The following is a 17,469-nucleotide window of genomic DNA, read 5'->3' on the forward strand; positions in this document are numbered from 1 at the left end:
TCCAGCACCATCCCGATCAGCAACGCGAGCGGATCGTTCGTCAGCAGCTCGTCCGCCTCGGCGATCTGACTCAGATGCAGTCCCACGACATCACCGTAGCCGGACCGGGGCAGCCGTCGCATCGCTGGTCCGGTCGCTGCACGGTCGACGCCGCCGCGGCCCGTCCCACCCGGCCGTCGGCGTCCGGGCGGGGTGCACCGCGGTCGTGCCGACCCCGGCCTCGCCACCTTTGGGCTGGGCTCACTGCTGTGCGGCCTGGCGCCCAGCATCGGCTGGCTGACCACGGGCCCCCGCTCAGCTGAGCAGAGTTCGCAGCTCCTCGGCGTCCATACCGGCCTGGCGAAGGATCGAGGCGAGGGTACCCGTCGCCAGTTCACGGTGCAGCGGCACGATCACGGTACGGGCCACAACCTTGTGCCGGAGCTTGCAGTGCGAGCCTCTTGTGCTCACCTCGTCAAAGCCCGCACGACGCAATGCCCGGACAACCTCCGGACCTGAGACTCTGGGGAGCGTGGGTGTCACGCCGACAAGCGGACGTTGACGGGCGCGACGATCGGCCCGTCAACGGAGACTGTCGGAACCGGCTCATCTTCGAAGTACAGCTCCAGCGCCTCGCGCAGGTTCGCCAGCGACTCCTCCACGCTTGGGCCCTGACTTGCCACCTCGACCTCAAGGGCCCGCGCCACGTACCAGTCGCCTTCGTGGGTGACGATCGCGGTCAGCCGGACAGCTCGCTCCATGGAGATCATGCTAGCCCTGTCAGGCGCGTATCGCGCGTACCTACCAGCGGCACGCCACCCGGACAGCACCCATGTCCCGCCATCGATCCAATACTTATCGAGAGCAGCGTCGCGATCCGTTCCTTGTTTGTCCGATTTACTGGTCCAGCACCATGCCAATAAGAGCGTCCGAGGATGGGGCGTTCGATCAGTGAGCGGCTCATCCGCGCCCGGTCCGGCAAGGCGGCGGAGGAAGGCGCCCTGGTGCTGGGCGCCGACTGACGACAACGCGGCCGGGCGGGACGCGGGGAGCCGCGAGCCGCGAGCCGGACAGTCCTATCCTCGGGCGCTCTTAACTTACTCATAGAACTCGAACGTTCTGGACGGCGAACTCACACACCAGCCGGTGAGGATACGGCCGCAGGTCCGAGAGCTGAGGAGCAGACGCCATGGGTAAGCACCGCATCCGGAGATCCCCCGGCCGGGCCGTCCGAGTGGCTGGCGTGGCCGCCGCCAGCCTCGCGGTCACCGCGGGCCTCGCGACCACCGCGAGCGCCGCGAGCGCCGCAACGCCCGAAACCGGCGACGGATCGGTCACGCTCTCGATCACCGAGCCCGTCAGCCTCAGCGGGACGGCGGCCACCACGGTCGACTGCTCAGCCGGGCGGCTCACGTACACGGCCTCGGCGAGTACCGCCACCATCGACGGCTACACCCTCTCGTTCAACGTCCTCGCGACCGGCTACCGCGGCCCCGGCAGCTACACCGGTGTCCTCACACTCCAGCTCACGCAACCCGATGGCAGCAACGTCACTCTGCCCGCCGGCGCCGTACCCACCAGCATCAGCGCGACTGGCGGCGTATCCACCGTCGACCTGACGACCCCCGCGGGGACGGCCATCGACGGCTCGCTTGCCTGGACGTGCTCGTAGTGGCGAGGAGCAGGAAGCGCCGCCGGTTCCACGCCGCAGCGGCGCTTGCCGTGGCCATGCTGGCCGCGCCGACGACTCTCGCCGTCGACACGCCGGCCCTCGCCGCGGCTTCGGCGTCGACACCGTCATGCGCCTGGCGGCTGGAGACAACGCCCTCTACTGCCAACGTGGCGCTCCCGGACAGCGACGCCGTGTACTGGACGACGCCGTTCACGGTCGAGGACGGTCTTAAGATCACGGTCGCGGGCTCCTACGCCGACGCCCGCTACACCTCCCTGACCGTGTACAGCTCCAACCGCGCCCCGTTCACGACCAACGGGGTCAGCTCTGGGCTCCCCGACTTCCTGACCGCCCCGGACGCTGGCAGCGTGAATCCGTGGCAACAGACCGCGGCACCGGGCGGCAACTTCACCGTCACGCTGACCCAGGACGTGGTGGCAGGCGAAAGCAACACGCTACCGCTGGCGCCGGCGGAAACCACGTCGGGCGCGACCGGCTACCTCATCTATCGCGTCTACCTTCCGGCCGGTGGGAATGCGGCCGACGTCCATCTGCCAACCCTTACCTTCACCCAGGACGATGTCTCGAACACGCCGCCGGTATGCGGCGCCAGCACCGCGGCCGACTCCGGGCCCGATATGGTCGCGTCCCAGCCAACCGTCACAGCCAGCGCGGCGAGTCCTCAGTTCGCGCGCGGCGCCTCGGGCACCGGCGGCCTTTTCCCGAATCTGGACAACGCCTACCTGTCGGCAAGCGTGACGCCGCCAGCCGACGGCTCGGTGCTCGTCGTGCACGGCAAGGCCCCCCGAACACCGACGGGTGACGATCCGGCTCCGTGGCCGGCCGCCGACGCCGATATCCGCTACTGGTCGCTGTGCGACAACCTGGCCAAGCCGCCGCTGCCTGTCGTCGTCAACACGCTACCCGACGGCAGTATCGACTATGGCTGCCGCGCGGACGACGCGACCAGTCTCGATTCCTCCGGCTACTACACCTTCGCGGTCGGCACTGAGGCGCAGCGGTCGGCGATCGACAGCATTCCGGGCGTCACCTTCGTACCGCTCTCCAGCGCCAGCCCGACCTCCCAGCACCTTCTGCTGTTCCGTAATCTGCTCGGCGCCGAGTTCGCCGAATCAGTCCAGAACGTTCCTTCCGATGACAGAGCGGCCACGGCTGCGGTCGTTATGAAGGCCTACTATCCGCGCACTACGTGGTGTTCGGTGACCATCCTCGCGGCCGGGGGCGCAGCGGCCTGCTTCGGATCGTGACGATCCCGTGGGTGGCCAGGCGCCCGCCCTGGCCACCCACCGCACAGATCTGCCCTGGGCCCACGCTGAAACCCTCTAGGCAGGCACCCCACCGGCACAACCCGGCGCCCGTCATCCGTTCCTTGTTTGTCCCGCGCCATCGCGACGGCAGCGTCGCGATGGCGCGACACATGCTGTTCACCTGATCGACATCTGACGTCGCCGAGACGCGACTTCGACGTTAGAATGACGTCATGACTACTGCCGAAGAGATCACGACCAACCTCACCATCCGGGCGCTCCCAGCTCGAGTACGTGCCACTCTGACCGCACGGGCGAAAGCGCGCCGGCAGTCGCTGAACGCCTACGTGCTCGACGTACTCAGCCGCGAGGCGACTACCCCGACCATGGACGAGGTACTCGCCGACATCGACAGCGCTCGCGCCTCGGTAGGGCTTACCACGGACGACGCGGTCGCCGCCGTACGCGCAGTCCGTGATGCGCAGGAGGCACGGTGGGGCTGATCGTCGTTGACGCGTCCGTGATCGTCGATCTACTCGCCGGGGATGACAGCCCACGGCGCAAGGCCGCGAGGGATCGTATGGCCAGCGGCGACGCCTCTTACGCCCCCGCCCATCTGGACATCGAGGTCATCTCGGCGCTCCGCGGCCTGGCCAGACGTACGAGCCGCCTAGCCGAGCACGCCCCGAATCTCGTCGCCAACCTGATCCGCCTACCGATCCGTCGCGAACTGCTCGGCGGGCCGACCGCCCAACGCGTCTGGGAACTTCGAGAAAACATGACCGCATACGGCGCCGGTTACGTCGCACTGGCCGAACAGATCGACGCCGTCCTTCTCACCTGTGACGCCAAATACATTGCCGCGACTGGCCCACGCTGCGCCATAGAACTAATCACATAGCGGTTGGCGATCGGGCTCGGACAGCCTCGGTACACACGGACTGCCGCGAACTCGCCGCCGAAGCGTCGACCGGCGAAGCGTCGACCGGCGACGATCCGCTCAGCCACCCGGCCATGATCAACATGACCGTGGTGACGTGGCGCGTCGGCCGGTTGGAACCTGCTTCGCGCCGAAAAGTGAACGTTCTGGTAGTCGATGAAGACCGCGACTCGCGGGGTCATGACGTACCCGATCTAGAAAAAAACCCCGCCAGTCGCGGAGGACGGCGGGGAGAAAGTCAGATCACCATAGGCACCCGACGGCCACGGCGCCAAACGGCCGAGGGCACAGCGCACGCCGAGGAGACCGTCTCCCCTCGTAGGCGACCCTCCGCGTCCGTGCGAGCGCTTTCCGCATACCAATCGGGACGGATCACCCAACATCGTTCGCTGTTTGTCCGATTTGCTGGTCCAGCACCATCACGATCAACAACGCGAGCGGGTCCTTCGACAGCGGCTCGTCCGCCTCGTCGATCCGGCTCAGATGCAGTCCCACGCCATCACCGTAGCCGACCATGTCACGGCGAGCCGCGCACCGATGGGCGACAGAAACGCCCCTGTGAGCTGGCAGGCGACGCACGTGAACACCGCGGACTTCGCGGGGCACCGCGACGGCGTATCCGGCTCGCCACGGATGTTGATAGCAGATCTTGCTAGCATATTACGCGTGACACGGACGATTACGCTTCGGCTCTCGGACGAGGCATACGAGGCGGTCAAGCGGTATGCCGAGGCAGCGGACACGTCGATGAACGCGTGGGTCGAGCGCGTGCTCGACGCCGAGGACATGCGCCGGCGCTGTGCCGCCCACGCTGCCTGGATGCGGGCGAACCCGGCGATCACCCAGGTGGCGCTCGCCTTCGGTGAGGCCAACCAGCGGGCACTCGCGGCGGCCGGGCTGCCCAACCTGGCGGGCGCCGCCGAATGAGGTCGCCGCGGCGCGGCGAGATCTGGACCACCCGCACCGGACCGACAGCCCAGGCGGTGCTGGTCATCAGTTCCACGGTTTACAACGAGATCGTCGATGAGCCGACCGTGCTGGTCGCGCTGGTCGTGGAGCACGCCACCGACGAGGGGTTCTGCGTCCGGCTGGGCGAGGGCCAGTGGGCTGTGATGGGCCTGGTCACGTTTGTGGCCAAGGCCGCGCTAGAAGAATACCTGCGCCGGGTCGACGTCCAGACGCTCACCGACACCAACACCATGCTTTTCAAGATCCTGGCCACGCCCGAACGCTGACGTCTCACGCGTGCTACGTTAATTTCATGATCGAAGTAACAGTTCGAGATCTCCGCAATCATGGCGGCCAGATTCTGGACCGGGTCGCAAACGGAGAGGCACTGACAGTGACCCGGGACGGTCATCCGGTCGCCGAACTCCGGCCCCTGCCACGCCGCCCGCTGTCAGCCGCGCTGCTGCTGGAGCGCTGGCGCGGTCTACCGCGTGTCGACCCGGTACTCCTGCGCGAGGACATCGACAGCATGCTGGACCCCGCACTGTGACCGATCCCGCCGTACGCCACCCGCGCGGGGTGCTCGACAGCAGCACGGTCATCCATCTGCCACGCATACCCGACCCGGACAGCCTGCCCGCGGAACCGCTCATCACCGCCATCACGCTGGCCGAACTCTCGGCCGGCCCACTCGTCGCGGCCACGGACGGCGAGCGTGCCAACAGGCAGGCCCAGGTACAGCAGGCCGAGGCCGACTTTGATCCGCTCCCCTTCGATGCCGCGGCGGCACGAGCGTTCGGACGGGTGGCGGCCTCGCTGCGCCAAGCCGGTCCCAAGCCTGCGGCCCGAGCGTATGACGCAATGATCGCCGCCACCGCGCTGTCCAAGAACCTGCCCGTATACACCTGCAACCCCGCCGACTTCGCCAGCATTGACGGGCTTACCGTCATTGCCGTCCCGGTACCTGCGACGGCAGAAGCCTGAACCTGCACCTTGGCCACTGACGTTCTCGGCCGCAAGTCAGGCCGCGCCGCACCCTGCTCTGCCAATAGCAGAACTCACAGACTTCCAATAGCAGGACGGCTAGGGCGTAGTCTGATGGATCTTCGATCGCTTCGCCCCCCACCGAACGCTTCGCGTCCGTGCGGGTCCCTGTTCTCAATGCCCGGAAGGCATCCTGCCGCGTTGCCGTCGGTCCGGATAGAACACCGCTATCCGGGCCTGCTCCGCCTTGCAGGCACTTTCTGGATCATCGCCCACATCGACCACCATCCATCAGACACGCCCTAAAAGGCCTGAGTGGCGATGGGTGCATAGGCACGGATGAAAAGGGCGACGTTGGCTCGGATGGCGGTGTCGAGTTCCGGGGCGTCGCGATCGGAGGGCGCGGTGAGAGCGAAGGTGCCGAGTTCTGTCATCTGCCAGGAGGTCCCGATGATGAGGGCGAGGTATTGACCGGCGGCGCGGGCTGGGTCGTCGATGTTTAGGGCGCCGGCGTGAGCGAGGCGGGCAAGGTTGCCGATGAGGGCTGGCCATACGGGTGTGGTGACACGGGAACGCCACAAGGCTAGGAGCTGGGGGTGGCGGGGTGCCTCGGTCTGGATAACTAGGCGCAACGCGCTGGTGGTCGGGCTGGCGTAGACCGCTGTGATCCGTCGTGCGAGGTCAAGCAGGTAGGTCGAGGCGTCATCGACAGTCTCTACGCGTGCGGGAAATGTGTTCGTCGCGTTGCGTAGCGCGTCGAGGTTCGCTGTAATCATCTCGTCGATGACGGTGAGGAAGAGCTTCTCCTTGTCGCCGAAGTGGTTGTAGACAGTCTGGCGGGAGACCGGGGTGGCCGACGCGATGTCGTCGAGGCTGGTGGCGATGTAACCCTGCCGCGCGAAGACCTCGAACGCGGCTTTCATGATCGCCTCGCGTTTGGCCAGCCGGCCTCGGCCCAGCGCGACGGCGCTGGCACCCGCTGCGTCGATGGCCACGGACCCACGCTACCCTCCTGGACTCAGGTATCTCGAAAATTAGGCAACACCGTCCAAGAAGCTATGCAGATGCGTCTCACGGTGGCGCCGTTCGTCGCCCCAGCGAAAGAGTGGGAGAACTAATGTCGACTCAGGTTCCGCACACGGTGATCATTGGTGCCGGGCCGGCTGGCCTGACAGGCGCCTATCAGCTGGCCGCTCGCGGCGCGGCCGTCACGGTGTTCGAAGCCGACGACGTGGTCGGCGGGATCAGCCGTACCGTCGAGCGCGACGGCTGGCGATTCGACATCGGCGGGCACCGGTTCTTCACCAAGGTCGCGGCCGTCGAGGTGCTGTGGCACGAAATCCTGCCTGCCGAGGACTTCTTGCTCCGGCCTCGGATGAGCCGGATATATTACCAGGGGAAGCTCTACGACTACCCGTTGCGCGCCTTCAACGCCCTGCGCAACCTCGGGCCTGGGCACGCGGCACTCGCCCTCGGGTCCTACGCCCGCGCGCGGCTGCGTCCGCCGCGGGATCAGAGCAACTATGAGGCGTGGCTGGTCGCGCGCTTCGGTTGGCGGCTGTACCGGACGTTTTTCAAAACCTACACCGAGAAGCTGTGGGGAATCCCGGTCAGTGAGATGCCGGCGGATTGGGCCGCGCAGCGGGTGAAGAACCTCTCGCTGTCCTCCGCGATCGTCAACGCGGTCCTCCCGAGGCGAAACCAGAAGGACATCACCAGCCTGATCGAGGAGTTCCACTACCCGAAGTACGGCCCCGGCATGATGTGGGAGACCTGCCGTGACAAGGTCGAGAAGATGGGCGGAACGGTCACCTTGAACACCGCCGTCACGACCATCCACCATGAGCACGGACGCGCGGTCGCGGTCACCGTCCAATCGAAGACCGGCGAGCGCACACGGGTGCCGGCCGACCAGGTGATCTCCTCAACCCCACTGTCAGCCCTCGTGCTGGGCATGGACCCGCCACCGCCTGCCAAGGTCATTGAAGCGGCCAACGATCTGCGCTACCGCGATTACCTCACCGTCGCGCTCGTCGTCCCCGCCGAGTTCGGCTTTCCCGACAACTGGATCTACATCCATGACCCGGGTGTCAAGGTCGGCCGGATCCAGAACTACGGCTCCTGGTCGCCCTACCTTGTCAAGGAAGGACGGACCTGTCTTGGTCTGGAGTTCTTCGTCTTCGAGGGCGACGACATGTGGACGAAGCTCGACGACGAGCTGATCGCGCTCGCCACCCGTGAACTGGAGCTGCTCGGACTCGTACGCCACGGCGCGGTCGAACGCGGCTACGTCGTGCGGGTGCCGAAGGCGTACCCGACCTACGACCAGTACTACCGCCATAACGTGGAGATCATCCGAGAATGGATCTCCGTGAATGTACCCAACGTTTACCCTGTCGGCCGCAACGGCATGCACCGCTACAACAACGCCGACCATTCCATGCTCACCGCGATGCGCACAGTCGAGAACATCCTCGACGGCACCCACCACGACATCTGGGCCGTCAACGTCGAAGAGGAATACCACGAACAAAAGACAGCGGCCGCGCCCTCCAACCGACCGATAGGCACCGGCCGCGACGCGCCCATCCTCCCGCGACGCGGCCACCCACGCCGTATTCAGTAGCGGACGATTTCGAGCGTGCGCGCCGGCCACCTACGGTCGCGCCGTAGGCCTCGCTGCTGATCATAGCCAGGCTGGTAGTAATGGCTTCCTGACCGCGGTGGGTCTTATCGGTCGGTCAGGAAGCCCAGGCGCGCTCCCACCGGTCAGTCGCCGCCGTGGCCTCTGGTGTACACGAGCGGTATTCGACATCGCTACGCCATACTGTCAGCTGGCAACGTCCCGCCTCGATGGTCCACGTCCGGCGATCACATCGGTCCTCGATCTGAACCGGTTGCGGCGTACGCGGCTCCATGGACCGCTGATGTGCCCAGGTATGGGCTGAACCCCACTCGGGGAAGGTCGCGACAAGCTCGCCGTCTCCGTCAAAGACCAGAAAGCGGCGTCTGATCATCGCTTCACCCGCGCCCACCTGATCTCCCCCCATCGCAGCCATGACAACAACTCACCCTTCGTATTATTGATCTTACTTAAAGTATCAACACAAACAGCATGAGCGCACCGGGCGGCTCCCGCAAGAGCAATCGCGACCGTGTCGTTACGGAAAGCATCATCCAGCACATAAAAGTAATGAAGCGCTGGCAGAATGTAGCAATGCTCTACGCGAAGGGGATTAATGGGCACTAACAGTGGTCCAACCGTCCGAAGGCGACGACTCGGCGCCGAACTCCGCCAGCTCCGTGAGGAAGCTGACGTGTCCGTCGATCAGGCTTGCGAACTCCTCCGTTGCTCAATTTCAAAGATCAGCAGAATGGAAAACGGCCGCGTACCGGTCCGGACCCGCGACGTCCACGATCTCTTGCAGCTCTACGGCGTCACGGACGAGACCAAACGCGAAGCCTTCCTCGCGCTTGCCCGCGAGTCTCGCAAACGTGGCTGGTGGCATACCTACCACGATGTGGTTCCTCCATGGTTCGAGATCTACATCGGCCTCGAAGGAGATGCCTCTTCGATAAGCGTGTACGAGGCGCAGCTCGTTCATGGACTGTTACAGACAGCCGAGTACGCCCGCCACGTCATCCGCGCCAACAACCCAGAGATCGTGGAGGAGGACCTGGAGCGCAGAGTCGCACTGCGGCTCGATCGACAGAGTCGACTCACGCACGACAACCCTCCTCGGTTGTGGGTCGTCCTCGACGAGGCGGTGCTACACCGTCCGGTTGGCGGTACGGCCGTGATGCGAGCGCAGCTCGAGTATCTCATCAAGCGAGCGAAACTACCCAATGTGACTCTCCAGGTCGTTCCCTTCGTCGCGGGTGCCCACGCGGGAATGGGTAGCACCTTCGCGATCCTCGGCTTTCCGGACCCGACAGACCACGACGTTGTCTATATCGAGGAAGCGACAGGGAGCCTCTATCTTGAACGGGCGGCGGAAATTCGGCACTACCGGCTGAAGACCGACTACCTGTTGGCCGCCGCGCTTCGCCCCGACCAGTCCCTTGAGATGATAGCCAGAGTGACGGAGGAAATGAAATGACTGAAAACAGCATGTCAACCACAAGCAAGATCGATATCGATGCCGAGACGGCCGTGTGGCGCAAAAGCAGCTACAGCAATGGTGCCGGCGGCATGTGCGTAGAGGTTGCGGTCGCTGCCGACGGCATCCTCGTCCGCGATTCGAAGGACCCAGCCGGCCCGGTCCTGGCCTTCACCGGTGGCGAATGGGATGCCTTCCTTGCCGGTGTCAGGGACGGCGAGTTCGATCAGATCTGACCCGCCGAATCACAACCACGGGCCAACACGGTGCTGCCGGGCGGCCGGATGTCGCTCAGACCGCTCGGCACCGGAATGAACCCGGGACATACGGTCCCAGCGGCCAAAGAGAGTGCGATCATGGTTTTTCACTCGCCCGGAACCACCAAGCGGGCTAGTATGCCAAAAATCGTGTAAGCATTATTTTTCGTCTGGCCAGAGATCCCGGGTGTGCTGGATTTTTGCGTACCCTCAGGCTCACAAAGGAGCCTGAGGGTACCCCGCAAGGATCATTTCGGACAATCGTGGACCTATCTTTCCGTCGGCAGGCCACGGGCGGGCGGCTCCCGAGGAAGGCCCGCACCGAACGGATACGGCCCATGTCGTAACCGATCCGGCCGCGCCCCGGCCTGGACGTGATAAGAGAGGCTCCGGCAATAGGGCGTTCGATCAGGGAGCGGCGCCCGGGCGGATGGATCGCGAGGCTGCGGAGGGAGTCACCGGAGGTGTTGGGTGGCGACTGACGAGCCGGGGTACCCGTGCATCGCGCAGCGATGGACAGGGAGCGATGATGCGAAGCGCCGACCGGGCGGCGCGAGCCGGACAGTCCTATTGCCGGAGCCCCTAAGAGAGTATCTCGTCCAGATAGGCGAAGTTTATCGTGTCCGATATGCAGCAATTGTCATAATTTAGGAATGGCGAGGTGGGGCATCGACTCACCTGCGCCGTCGTCTGCACCTCCTGAGGTGGCTCTGATGCCGGGACGGTTCGACTCTTGCCCCGCCTCACCACCTCCAGAAGCTCGGCTGAACCATCGCAAACCGGAACCCCCGTGGCACGACGCGGCCGAAAAAGTAATCAGACGAGCGCGGATAGCAACATCATGAAAAAGGCCTTGCGATCGGGCCCCCGACAGCGCACTCTGTAGAGGTCGGGTCGGGTTGTGGTCCTTGCCTTGTGATCCTTTTCTTGTTGTCCGCTCGCTTTGCCGTCCTTCCCGTTGACGTAGTGTCACAAAATTTCGATTATCTCATCGGGTGCTGGTGCCCGTTGTCGCTATAGGGAGCGAAGCCGTCATGTACGCCATAGCCTGGGCAGAGGCCCGAAGGTCAGGGCGTTTCGGCCTTTCCCCCCATCCGACCTTTAGATCCAGTCAGCTTCGTCGATTGCGCACTGGCGGAACGTAGGCGATCGACCGTTTCGCGGGCAGGGTGCCAACCCCGTCGGCCCGGAAGCTCATTGATCCAAATCGCGCCTGGCGCATGTCAGGCGGATTTTTCGTCGTCCTGTTCCCGCACAACGGGAGGTGATCAGCGTGGCCACTGCCACGACGAACCTGCTCAACACCCCGCTTGAGGACCCGCGTACCGAGCGGGTGCGCCGCAACGCTCTTGCGGCGTACGTCGACGGAAAGATCAGTTTTGCCCAGGCGAACTCCCGCGTCCGCAGGGCAATGGAGCGATTTCAGCCCTAAGGCGTGTTTCGACAGTCAGCTGTCCGGCTCGCCGCGTCCAGGCTGCACCTGGCCGTGTTCTTGGCTGCACCGATACCGCTCCTCCGGTATCGGTGCAGCCCACAGCCTTGCCAGGAAGCTACCTGGACGCGGCTCCCTGATCGAAAGCCCGATCTCACACACGCTCTCAGACCGCTGCGGACTCCCGCGTGACACTCGCGGCACGGTCCCGACCGAGACCGAAGATCCCGATCGCGACCAGGCCGAGCGAAATGACAAATGCCGCCATCTGGGGTCCTTCTGGCGCCGTCTCGTCAAACAAGGTCAAACCAATCATGACCGGTAAAAAGGCTGAGACCCCGCTGGTCACTGGGAACGCGATCACTGCGGCCCGGCCCTGTAGGCCTCGCTGTTCCAGGCCCAACGCAAGAACGGAAAAGGCGATCAGCACATAAGGGGTCGGTGTTGACAGCAGTCCGGCCAGTTCATGATTGTCCAGATACAGGCCGATCTGGCGAGTCGCCAGAGTCGCGATGGCGTAGCAGACTCCGGCCGACAGTCCGAACAGCAAAGCCGCTTGGGCGATCCGCCCCCCACGCCCCGCCCGGTTCGCCAGCCACGCCCCGACCGCTGTGAACAGCAGCCCACAAGCCAGGAACAACGCCAGATCATGATTGCTTGCTGGTGTGCCGACCTTGGCCCCGCTGCTGAAAGCGAGGGCCAACAGCCCAATTCCCGCGGTGAGGCACGCCATCCCACGCCAACCCACCCGGCTGATCCGCTCTCCCAGGTAACGCCGGGCCAGCAACGAGAAGACCACCATGTCGCCCGCCATGAGCGGAGCAACAAGAGCGACCGGCGCCACCGACAGCGCGAGTACCTCCAACAGGAACGACCCGGCTTCAACAGCGAGCCCAAGCAGCCACAACGGTCGCAATACAAGACGTAACAGCAGGCCAAGCCCCAACCCGCCACCGGGCGGGGCCTGGCGTGCCGCGACAGCCTGGATGAGCGGAGCCGTCCCATACAGCGCCGCCGACACAACAGTGACAGGGACGCCGACAACGAGCGCGTCGCTCACATGTCTTCCCGGACACGACTGATAACGGCCAGGATACGGCCGGTCTGGCCGTTACCAGCCATTAGCCAGCTCGACCTGACTGAGTGCGGCACCAAATGCCTGCTCCCAGGCCTCGGGCGTCCCGACCACCCGTACCGATGGTGGCTTGATACGGTCCAGCGCGGCGAGCGCCGAACGACGCAGGGACATGGCACCGGCGGAGGTCACGTCCGCGCGCCCCCGGTCGAGCTCAAGCTGCAGGTTGTCGCGGCCGTGGCCGGGGACGACGTCCAGCAACAGGAGGTCACGACCGATGACCCGCGCCTCGCTACAGGTGTCACCCGACGAGGTGACAACAAGATCACTTGCTGCCATCAGCTCGGGGATACGGTCGGTGAAGCCGAAAGGGATGATCCGTGGGTGCGTGTTCGCACGTTCTCGCAGGCGTGCCGCAAGCGAGACGTTGCGTCCAGCTACCACAAGCACCCATATACCGGCCTCGGCAAGTGCCTGAGCGCCCTCGACCAGCGGCCCGAGGCCCCAGGAACCCGACATCAACAGTACGCACCGGGCGTCCGCGGGAATCTCGAGGGCCGCACGGGCCGCCTCCTGTGTCGGTGGGTCATAGAACGGTTGACGGACCGGCGTGGGTACCACCGCGATCCTCGCCTCTGGATGGAAACGCCGGACGAACCGCGCCGCCGTGGTTGAGGTGACCAGATACAGGTCGGTATTTTCATGTATCCACAGTCGGTGGACACAGACATCTGTGCAGAACACCGTGGTCACCATCCGGGGATGTTCGTGCTTGATCCGACTGGCCGCGGCGGCCCCGGTGGCGAAGATTGACAACAGCAGCTCCACTGGCTGGTCCCGCAGTTCCACGCGGAGTTTGGGTACGAGAAAGCGTGACGAAGTCGCCTCGATCGCCCTCGCCAGCCCGCCGCCTGGACGCATCTGCGAAAAGTGCAGGGCATCATACAGCCCAGGAACGGCCAGCATCCCGCGAAAAACACCCTCACCCGCCGACCCGGCCCGGCCGCCCATCATGCGCAGGGAGTCCAGCGTGCGAGTGGAGAATCCACGCAGAGCCAGCGAGTGCGCACAGGCCTGGGCCATGACGTCGTGGCCCATCCCGAGCGAGCCCGACAGCAAAAGCGCCCGCCGGCCAGGCTGGCCTTCCCGCCCCGTCGGGAAGGCCAGCGGTTCCTCCGTGTGATCGTCCGTCATGCTCTACTCGGAGGAGACCGGGGCGCCGACCCCATCAGCCCGACGGGCGGATACCGGCTGGTCACTCGTGGGCTGTCGGTCCGCCAGGTACCACTCGACATACTGCCTGACACCGTCGGCAAAGCCGGTGATCGGCCGCCAGCCGAGCAGCCTCTCGGCCTTCGCGTTCGATACCGACCGGCCCCGGAAGTCACCCGGGCGTGCCGGGACGTGTTCGATCTCGACGCCGGGGAAGTGATCCTGGACCGCCTGCGCCATAGCCAGCACGCTGACCCGTTCGTTGCCCTCGAGCGCGATCGTCTCATTACGGGCCGCGTCATCCATGGCAAGCACATGCGCATCCGCGAGGTCACGGACGAAGACGTAGTTACGGAACTGCTGCCCATCACCAGCGACGGTAAGCGGCTCCCCGTTGAGCGCCTTCCGCAGGAAGCGAGCCAAGACCAGCTCGTCGCGCATGCCCGGACCGTACGGGATGCCGTAGCGCAGGACCGTGAAGTCCAGGCCATAGGTCTGCTGATAACTCTGCAGGAGCAGTTCGGCCGCAATCTTGGTTGACGTGTAGACGTGGCCGGCACGGCTCATCGCGAATTCCACGTCCTCGGTCAACGACCGTGGATCATCCAAATCGCCCCCGCTGGCCCCATACACCCAGACCGTGCTCGCGAACAGCACGCGGCGCACTCCGGTGGCACGGGCGGCCTCGCACACGTTGGCCGTGCCCTCCACATTGAGGCGCACCGTTCGGATCGGATCGGCGAAAGCATGATCAACATTGGACATGCCAGCAAGATGGAAAACCATGTCACAGCCGGTAAAAACCGTGGTAAGCGCGGAGAGGTCCAGAACGTCCACAATCCGGTGGTCGGCACGTGGATCGGTCATGCGCGCATTCAGATCCAGCGAGATCACATCGTGGCCGGCGTCCAGGAGCCGGTCCACTACATGGGCTCCGATGAAACCGGAACCGCCAGTGACGATTATACGCATTGGTCATCCGTCCAAGATCGTCAGGTTTGGGGTCGGATCATCTGGTCGGACCTGATCGGAGTGGATCCCCGGTCAGATCGTGACCGTGAGGGTCTCGACGGCGGATGCCAGTGACGCAAGCACATGGTCCACCTCAGCTTCGGTCATGTCCGAATGGACGGGGAGGCACACATGCCTGGCGCACACATCCTGTGCAACCGGATGGTTACCCCGCGCATAAATCTCAAAAACGGGCTGCTGGTGCAGTGGCGCCTCGTACACCTCACCGGACAGCGACACACCGTGACGCTCCTTGAGCTCCTTCTTCAGTCGTGCCCGATCGATGCCCGGACGTGGCAATACGAGGTACTTGTAATAATTACTGCGCCCGCCGGTCGGCACCACAATCGGTTCGAGTCCCTCGATCTGGCCGAGGCCGGCCGTATAGCGAGCGGCTACCGCGTTGCGGCTGTCCAGAAACTCAGGCAACCTACGGGCGTGCACCAGACCGGTGACGGCGTGCAGTTCACTCATCCGCCAGGCGTAGCCCTGCTTGATGTGAACGTTCCCGAGAAATCCAGCCTTTCCCTGGTCCCGGAATATCACCGCCTCATCCCGTACTCGCTCATCAGCAGTGACGATCATCCCACCCTCGCCGCTGGTCACGACCTTCGTGGGATAGAACGAAAACGCCCCGGCCACACCGAACGAGCCCGCGTACCGGCCGTTATGGCTAGAACCGTGCGCATGGGCCGCGTCCTCGACCAGCAGAATGCCGCGTTCGTCACACAGCGACCTGATGTCGTCGACTTCAGGAGTGATTATCCCTCCGATGTGCACCAAGATCACCGCACGTGTGCGCGGCGTGAGCGCGTCAGCGACTGTAGCCGCGCTCAAGGCGAACGTCCTGGCCTCCACATCCGCAAAGACCAGATTCGCGCCGGCACGCAAGACCGCGAAGCCGGTCGCCGCAAACGTGTTCGTCGGCACGATGACGTCCGCATCCGCCACATCCACGGCACGGAGGATGATCTCAAGAGCCGCGGTGCCGCTACTGACTGCCACCGCGAATGGAACATCATGAGCCGCGGCGAACTCGGCTTCGAACTCCTTCGTATGCGCGCCGAGCGTCAACGCTCCGCTAGCCAGGATCTCCGAAGTCAACGACGCAATCTCCGCGCGATCGGCTTCGGGAAAGACGATCCGCGCCGCTGGAACCTGCACCTGCACACCCCCTTCGCTCCGCCCCACCTTGCTGTTCGCAACTGTCGCCGGTCCAGACACGGCGCAGCGCGACGCTACCGGTTCACCTACCTAAAAACCGTCAGGATCATTCTGCCGACGGCAACCTCCATGATCATCTTTTGGGACGCCGACCTGCGGGGCGGCGAACGAGCCGAGAATGAGCGCCGAGATCCCGATTTGCACCTCCATCGCGGCTAGCAAACAAGATAGACCATTGCCACCCAAATCCACCCGGACATCGACGGATGGCTCGCCTGAAGGGGCGACATAGTTCCACCACGAACACGCGGATGAATCACAACGATGCAACTATCACCCAACACGCCAATAATGGGCGCGTTTGACAACTTCATGACGACCGGTGGACACCTTCGCATCACGACAGCTTGGGCATCCAGAGATGAAAAATTGATCATTGCGCTATGACCGCGGAGTGCCTGATCAACGGCCAGCATGACCGGCCAGCGCGAAGAGAAGATCTACCACAATGGTGGGACTTCGATCGACCGACGGCTCAACGCGCCTGTCGGCAGAGGCCCCGGCCTACCTGGTGTCTCACCGCGCAGGAACCGAAGCTGACCGTCATAGGCTCTGGCAGAGGACTGCGGTCGCGCCCCGGGGACCACAAAGCCCCGGCGAAGGGTAGACCATCTAGCGTACGGGGGGAACGCAGATCGTGCTACCACTTCGCCGGGACGCAAGGTAAGGATAGCGGCCAATTGAGCACGTCAACAGATGAAGCGGGCTGGGACTTTGGTCCCGACCTCAAGATCGATACTTTCTGGAGAGAATCAACTACAGAAAGATGTGATTCACACTCCTGGCAATGACTCCAGGCAAAATGATCATAATCGTGCTGGCACCTCCATGGATCTCGCTGGACCGCAGCGGAGTACATGCCAACGGACGGATTCCCGAGAGCGGTACCCGGGAAGGAACAGCAGCGTGACACAAGACAAGATCATAAGAGATCTCGCTGGCGTGGTCGGACTCATCGACAAGGTAGAACCCTTTATCGAGCTTGAGGACACCTCGACCCGCGACGAAGCCGCTCGTGAGATACGCAACGCGGGTGTGCGCTACGCACGAGTCGTCCACCTCGAAGAGGACATCATCCGCTCATCGATCATCACCTTGGATGACCTCGACAAGATCCGTAATCCGGCCCGGCCACTGGAAGAGGCGATCGATTCCTTTCTGCCCGAAATCTTCCTGGACTGGCGTGACTTCCTCACCAGCGCCGTCGACGACTCGCTGCGCAATGCGGCGACGGGTGCGACGATCACGGTCGAGGATGAGGGACGACCGCTCGGCGTAATCCCAATCACAACCATCGAGGCGTTCATCCATACCGACGACACGCGACCACGGTGAGCCTGCCACCGATGGCTACTAACAGTTACTAC

At 64.3% G+C, this 17,469-nt stretch carries 20 protein-coding genes and 1 pseudogene; 13 read left to right on the forward strand and 8 right to left on the reverse strand.

Annotation, left to right across the window (positions count from 1 at the left end; all coding sequences use genetic code 11):
• Positions 1-294: 294 nt before the first annotated feature.
• Both MJ783_RS00130 and MJ783_RS00135 read right to left on the reverse strand, forming a co-directional pair.
• Complete coding sequence (locus MJ783_RS00130) at positions 295-522, reverse strand: type II toxin-antitoxin system HicA family toxin (protein ID WP_239393689.1); 228 nt, start codon at positions 520-522, stop codon at positions 295-297.
• Positions 519-740 (reverse strand): type II toxin-antitoxin system HicB family antitoxin, encoded by a 222-nt coding sequence (locus tag MJ783_RS00135; protein WP_239307824.1) that lies wholly within the window; start codon positions 738-740, stop codon positions 519-521. The genes MJ783_RS00130 and MJ783_RS00135 overlap by 4 nt, the downstream gene beginning before the upstream one ends.
• Positions 741-1,168: 428 nt before the next feature.
• Between MJ783_RS00135 and MJ783_RS00140 the strand changes: the two genes are divergently transcribed.
• The 4 genes from MJ783_RS00140 to MJ783_RS00155 all read left to right on the forward strand — a co-directional run bounded on the left by MJ783_RS00140 (position 1,169) and on the right by MJ783_RS00155 (position 3,820).
• On the forward strand, positions 1,169-1,651 hold the full coding sequence (locus tag MJ783_RS00140; RefSeq protein ID WP_239307825.1) for a hypothetical protein: 483 nt from the start codon (positions 1,169-1,171) through the stop codon (positions 1,649-1,651).
• On the forward strand, positions 1,651-2,919 hold the full coding sequence (locus MJ783_RS00145) for a hypothetical protein (protein ID WP_239307826.1): 1,269 nt from the start codon (positions 1,651-1,653) through the stop codon (positions 2,917-2,919). Before MJ783_RS00140 ends, MJ783_RS00145 begins: the two co-directional genes overlap by 1 nt.
• 233 nt (positions 2,920-3,152) lie before the next feature.
• Positions 3,153-3,422: a hypothetical protein gene (locus tag MJ783_RS00150; protein WP_239307827.1), complete on the forward strand. Its 270-nt coding sequence runs from the start codon at positions 3,153-3,155 to the stop codon at positions 3,420-3,422.
• Positions 3,413-3,820 carry a type II toxin-antitoxin system VapC family toxin gene (locus MJ783_RS00155; protein WP_239307828.1) on the forward strand — a complete coding sequence of 136 codons (408 nt, stop codon included), beginning with the start codon at positions 3,413-3,415 and terminating at the stop codon, positions 3,818-3,820. Before MJ783_RS00150 ends, MJ783_RS00155 begins: the two co-directional genes overlap by 10 nt.
• Before the next feature lie 438 nt (positions 3,821-4,258).
• On the opposite strand, the pseudogene MJ783_RS23340 reads toward MJ783_RS00155, so the two are convergent.
• Positions 4,259-4,354: pseudogene (locus tag MJ783_RS23340) on the reverse strand (Fe-S cluster assembly protein HesB); the annotation flags it as partial.
• A gap of 171 nt (positions 4,355-4,525) precedes the next feature.
• Between MJ783_RS23340 and MJ783_RS00160 the strand changes: the two are divergent.
• The 4 genes from MJ783_RS00160 to MJ783_RS00175 are packed head-to-tail and all read left to right on the forward strand — an operon-like array spanning position 4,526 to position 5,791.
• Positions 4,526-4,786, forward strand: coding sequence for a pilus assembly protein HicB (locus tag MJ783_RS00160; protein ID WP_239307829.1), 261 nt, complete (start codon positions 4,526-4,528; stop codon positions 4,784-4,786).
• Positions 4,783-5,094 carry a type II toxin-antitoxin system PemK/MazF family toxin gene (locus MJ783_RS00165; RefSeq protein WP_239307830.1) on the forward strand — a complete coding sequence of 104 codons (312 nt, stop codon included), beginning with the start codon at positions 4,783-4,785 and terminating at the stop codon, positions 5,092-5,094. Before MJ783_RS00160 ends, MJ783_RS00165 begins: the two co-directional genes overlap by 4 nt.
• A 26-nt stretch (positions 5,095-5,120) precedes the next feature.
• The gene (locus MJ783_RS00170) at positions 5,121-5,357 is read left to right on the forward strand and encodes a type II toxin-antitoxin system Phd/YefM family antitoxin (protein ID WP_239307831.1); all 237 of its coding nucleotides are present in this window, start codon (positions 5,121-5,123) and stop codon (positions 5,355-5,357) included.
• The gene (locus MJ783_RS00175) at positions 5,354-5,791 is read left to right on the forward strand and encodes a type II toxin-antitoxin system VapC family toxin (RefSeq protein ID WP_239307832.1); all 438 of its coding nucleotides are present in this window, start codon (positions 5,354-5,356) and stop codon (positions 5,789-5,791) included. Before MJ783_RS00170 ends, MJ783_RS00175 begins: the two co-directional genes overlap by 4 nt.
• A 302-nt stretch (positions 5,792-6,093) precedes the next feature.
• Here the strand turns inward: MJ783_RS00175 and MJ783_RS00180 are convergent, their stop codons facing one another.
• Positions 6,094-6,786: a TetR/AcrR family transcriptional regulator gene (locus MJ783_RS00180; protein WP_308194817.1), complete on the reverse strand. Its 693-nt coding sequence runs from the start codon at positions 6,784-6,786 to the stop codon at positions 6,094-6,096.
• Between the two features lie 122 nt (positions 6,787-6,908).
• Between MJ783_RS00180 and MJ783_RS00185 the strand changes: the two genes are divergently transcribed.
• The 4 genes from MJ783_RS00185 (at position 6,909) to MJ783_RS00205 (ending at position 11,580) form a co-directional block, all read left to right on the forward strand.
• Complete coding sequence (locus MJ783_RS00185; protein WP_239307833.1) at positions 6,909-8,417, forward strand: NAD(P)/FAD-dependent oxidoreductase; 1,509 nt, start codon at positions 6,909-6,911, stop codon at positions 8,415-8,417.
• A gap of 613 nt (positions 8,418-9,030) precedes the next feature.
• Positions 9,031-9,891 carry a helix-turn-helix transcriptional regulator gene (locus tag MJ783_RS00195; protein WP_239307834.1) on the forward strand — a complete coding sequence of 287 codons (861 nt, stop codon included), beginning with the start codon at positions 9,031-9,033 and terminating at the stop codon, positions 9,889-9,891.
• Complete coding sequence (locus MJ783_RS00200) at positions 9,888-10,127, forward strand: DUF397 domain-containing protein (RefSeq protein ID WP_239307835.1); 240 nt, start codon at positions 9,888-9,890, stop codon at positions 10,125-10,127. The genes MJ783_RS00195 and MJ783_RS00200 overlap by 4 nt, the downstream gene beginning before the upstream one ends.
• A gap of 1,294 nt (positions 10,128-11,421) precedes the next feature.
• On the forward strand, positions 11,422-11,580 hold the full coding sequence (locus MJ783_RS00205; protein WP_239307836.1) for a hypothetical protein: 159 nt from the start codon (positions 11,422-11,424) through the stop codon (positions 11,578-11,580).
• 166 nt (positions 11,581-11,746) lie between these two features.
• Here the strand turns inward: MJ783_RS00205 and MJ783_RS00210 are convergent, their stop codons facing one another.
• The 4 genes from MJ783_RS00210 to MJ783_RS00225 form a co-directional block, all read right to left on the reverse strand.
• Positions 11,747-12,640 carry a hypothetical protein gene (locus tag MJ783_RS00210; protein ID WP_239307837.1) on the reverse strand — a complete coding sequence of 298 codons (894 nt, stop codon included), beginning with the start codon at positions 12,638-12,640 and terminating at the stop codon, positions 11,747-11,749.
• A gap of 51 nt (positions 12,641-12,691) precedes the next feature.
• Complete coding sequence (locus MJ783_RS00215) at positions 12,692-13,849, reverse strand: glycosyl hydrolase (RefSeq protein ID WP_239307838.1); 1,158 nt, start codon at positions 13,847-13,849, stop codon at positions 12,692-12,694.
• 3 nt (positions 13,850-13,852) lie between these two features.
• The gene (locus MJ783_RS00220; RefSeq protein WP_239307839.1) at positions 13,853-14,839 is read right to left on the reverse strand and encodes an NAD(P)-dependent oxidoreductase; all 987 of its coding nucleotides are present in this window, start codon (positions 14,837-14,839) and stop codon (positions 13,853-13,855) included.
• 72 nt (positions 14,840-14,911) lie between these two features.
• Positions 14,912-16,042 (reverse strand): DegT/DnrJ/EryC1/StrS aminotransferase family protein, encoded by a 1,131-nt coding sequence (locus tag MJ783_RS00225; protein ID WP_239307876.1) that lies wholly within the window; start codon positions 16,040-16,042, stop codon positions 14,912-14,914.
• Positions 16,043-17,008: 966 nt separating this feature from the next.
• Here MJ783_RS00225 and MJ783_RS00230 point away from each other — a divergent pair.
• Complete coding sequence (locus tag MJ783_RS00230) at positions 17,009-17,437, forward strand: hypothetical protein (RefSeq protein WP_239307840.1); 429 nt, start codon at positions 17,009-17,011, stop codon at positions 17,435-17,437.
• Positions 17,438-17,469 lie beyond the last annotated feature (32 nt).

The sequence above is a fragment of the Protofrankia sp. Cj3 genome (assembly GCF_917627355.1).
Lineage (GTDB): Bacteria > Actinomycetota > Actinomycetes > Frankiales > Frankiaceae > Protofrankia.

Excerpts from the sequence above, each read along its gene's own strand:
- MJ783_RS00195 (WP_239307834.1), top strand. The coding sequence starts at position 9,031 with ATGGGCACTAACAGTGGTCCAACCGTCCGAAGGCGACGACTCGGCGCC.
- MJ783_RS00135 (WP_239307824.1), bottom strand. The coding sequence starts at position 740 with ATGGAGCGAGCTGTCCGGCTGACCGCGATCGTCACCCACGAAGGCGAC.
- MJ783_RS00150 (WP_239307827.1), top strand. The coding sequence starts at position 3,153 with ATGACTACTGCCGAAGAGATCACGACCAACCTCACCATCCGGGCGCTC.
- MJ783_RS00220 (WP_239307839.1), bottom strand. The coding sequence starts at position 14,839 with ATGCGTATAATCGTCACTGGCGGTTCCGGTTTCATCGGAGCCCATGTA.
- MJ783_RS00215 (WP_239307838.1), bottom strand. The coding sequence starts at position 13,849 with ATGACGGACGATCACACGGAGGAACCGCTGGCCTTCCCGACGGGGCGG.
- MJ783_RS00165 (WP_239307830.1), top strand. The coding sequence starts at position 4,783 with ATGAGGTCGCCGCGGCGCGGCGAGATCTGGACCACCCGCACCGGACCG.
- MJ783_RS00170 (WP_239307831.1), top strand. The coding sequence starts at position 5,121 with ATGATCGAAGTAACAGTTCGAGATCTCCGCAATCATGGCGGCCAGATT.
- MJ783_RS00185 (WP_239307833.1), top strand. The coding sequence starts at position 6,909 with ATGTCGACTCAGGTTCCGCACACGGTGATCATTGGTGCCGGGCCGGCT.
- MJ783_RS00200 (WP_239307835.1), top strand. The coding sequence starts at position 9,888 with ATGACTGAAAACAGCATGTCAACCACAAGCAAGATCGATATCGATGCC.
- MJ783_RS00140 (WP_239307825.1), top strand. The coding sequence starts at position 1,169 with ATGGGTAAGCACCGCATCCGGAGATCCCCCGGCCGGGCCGTCCGAGTG.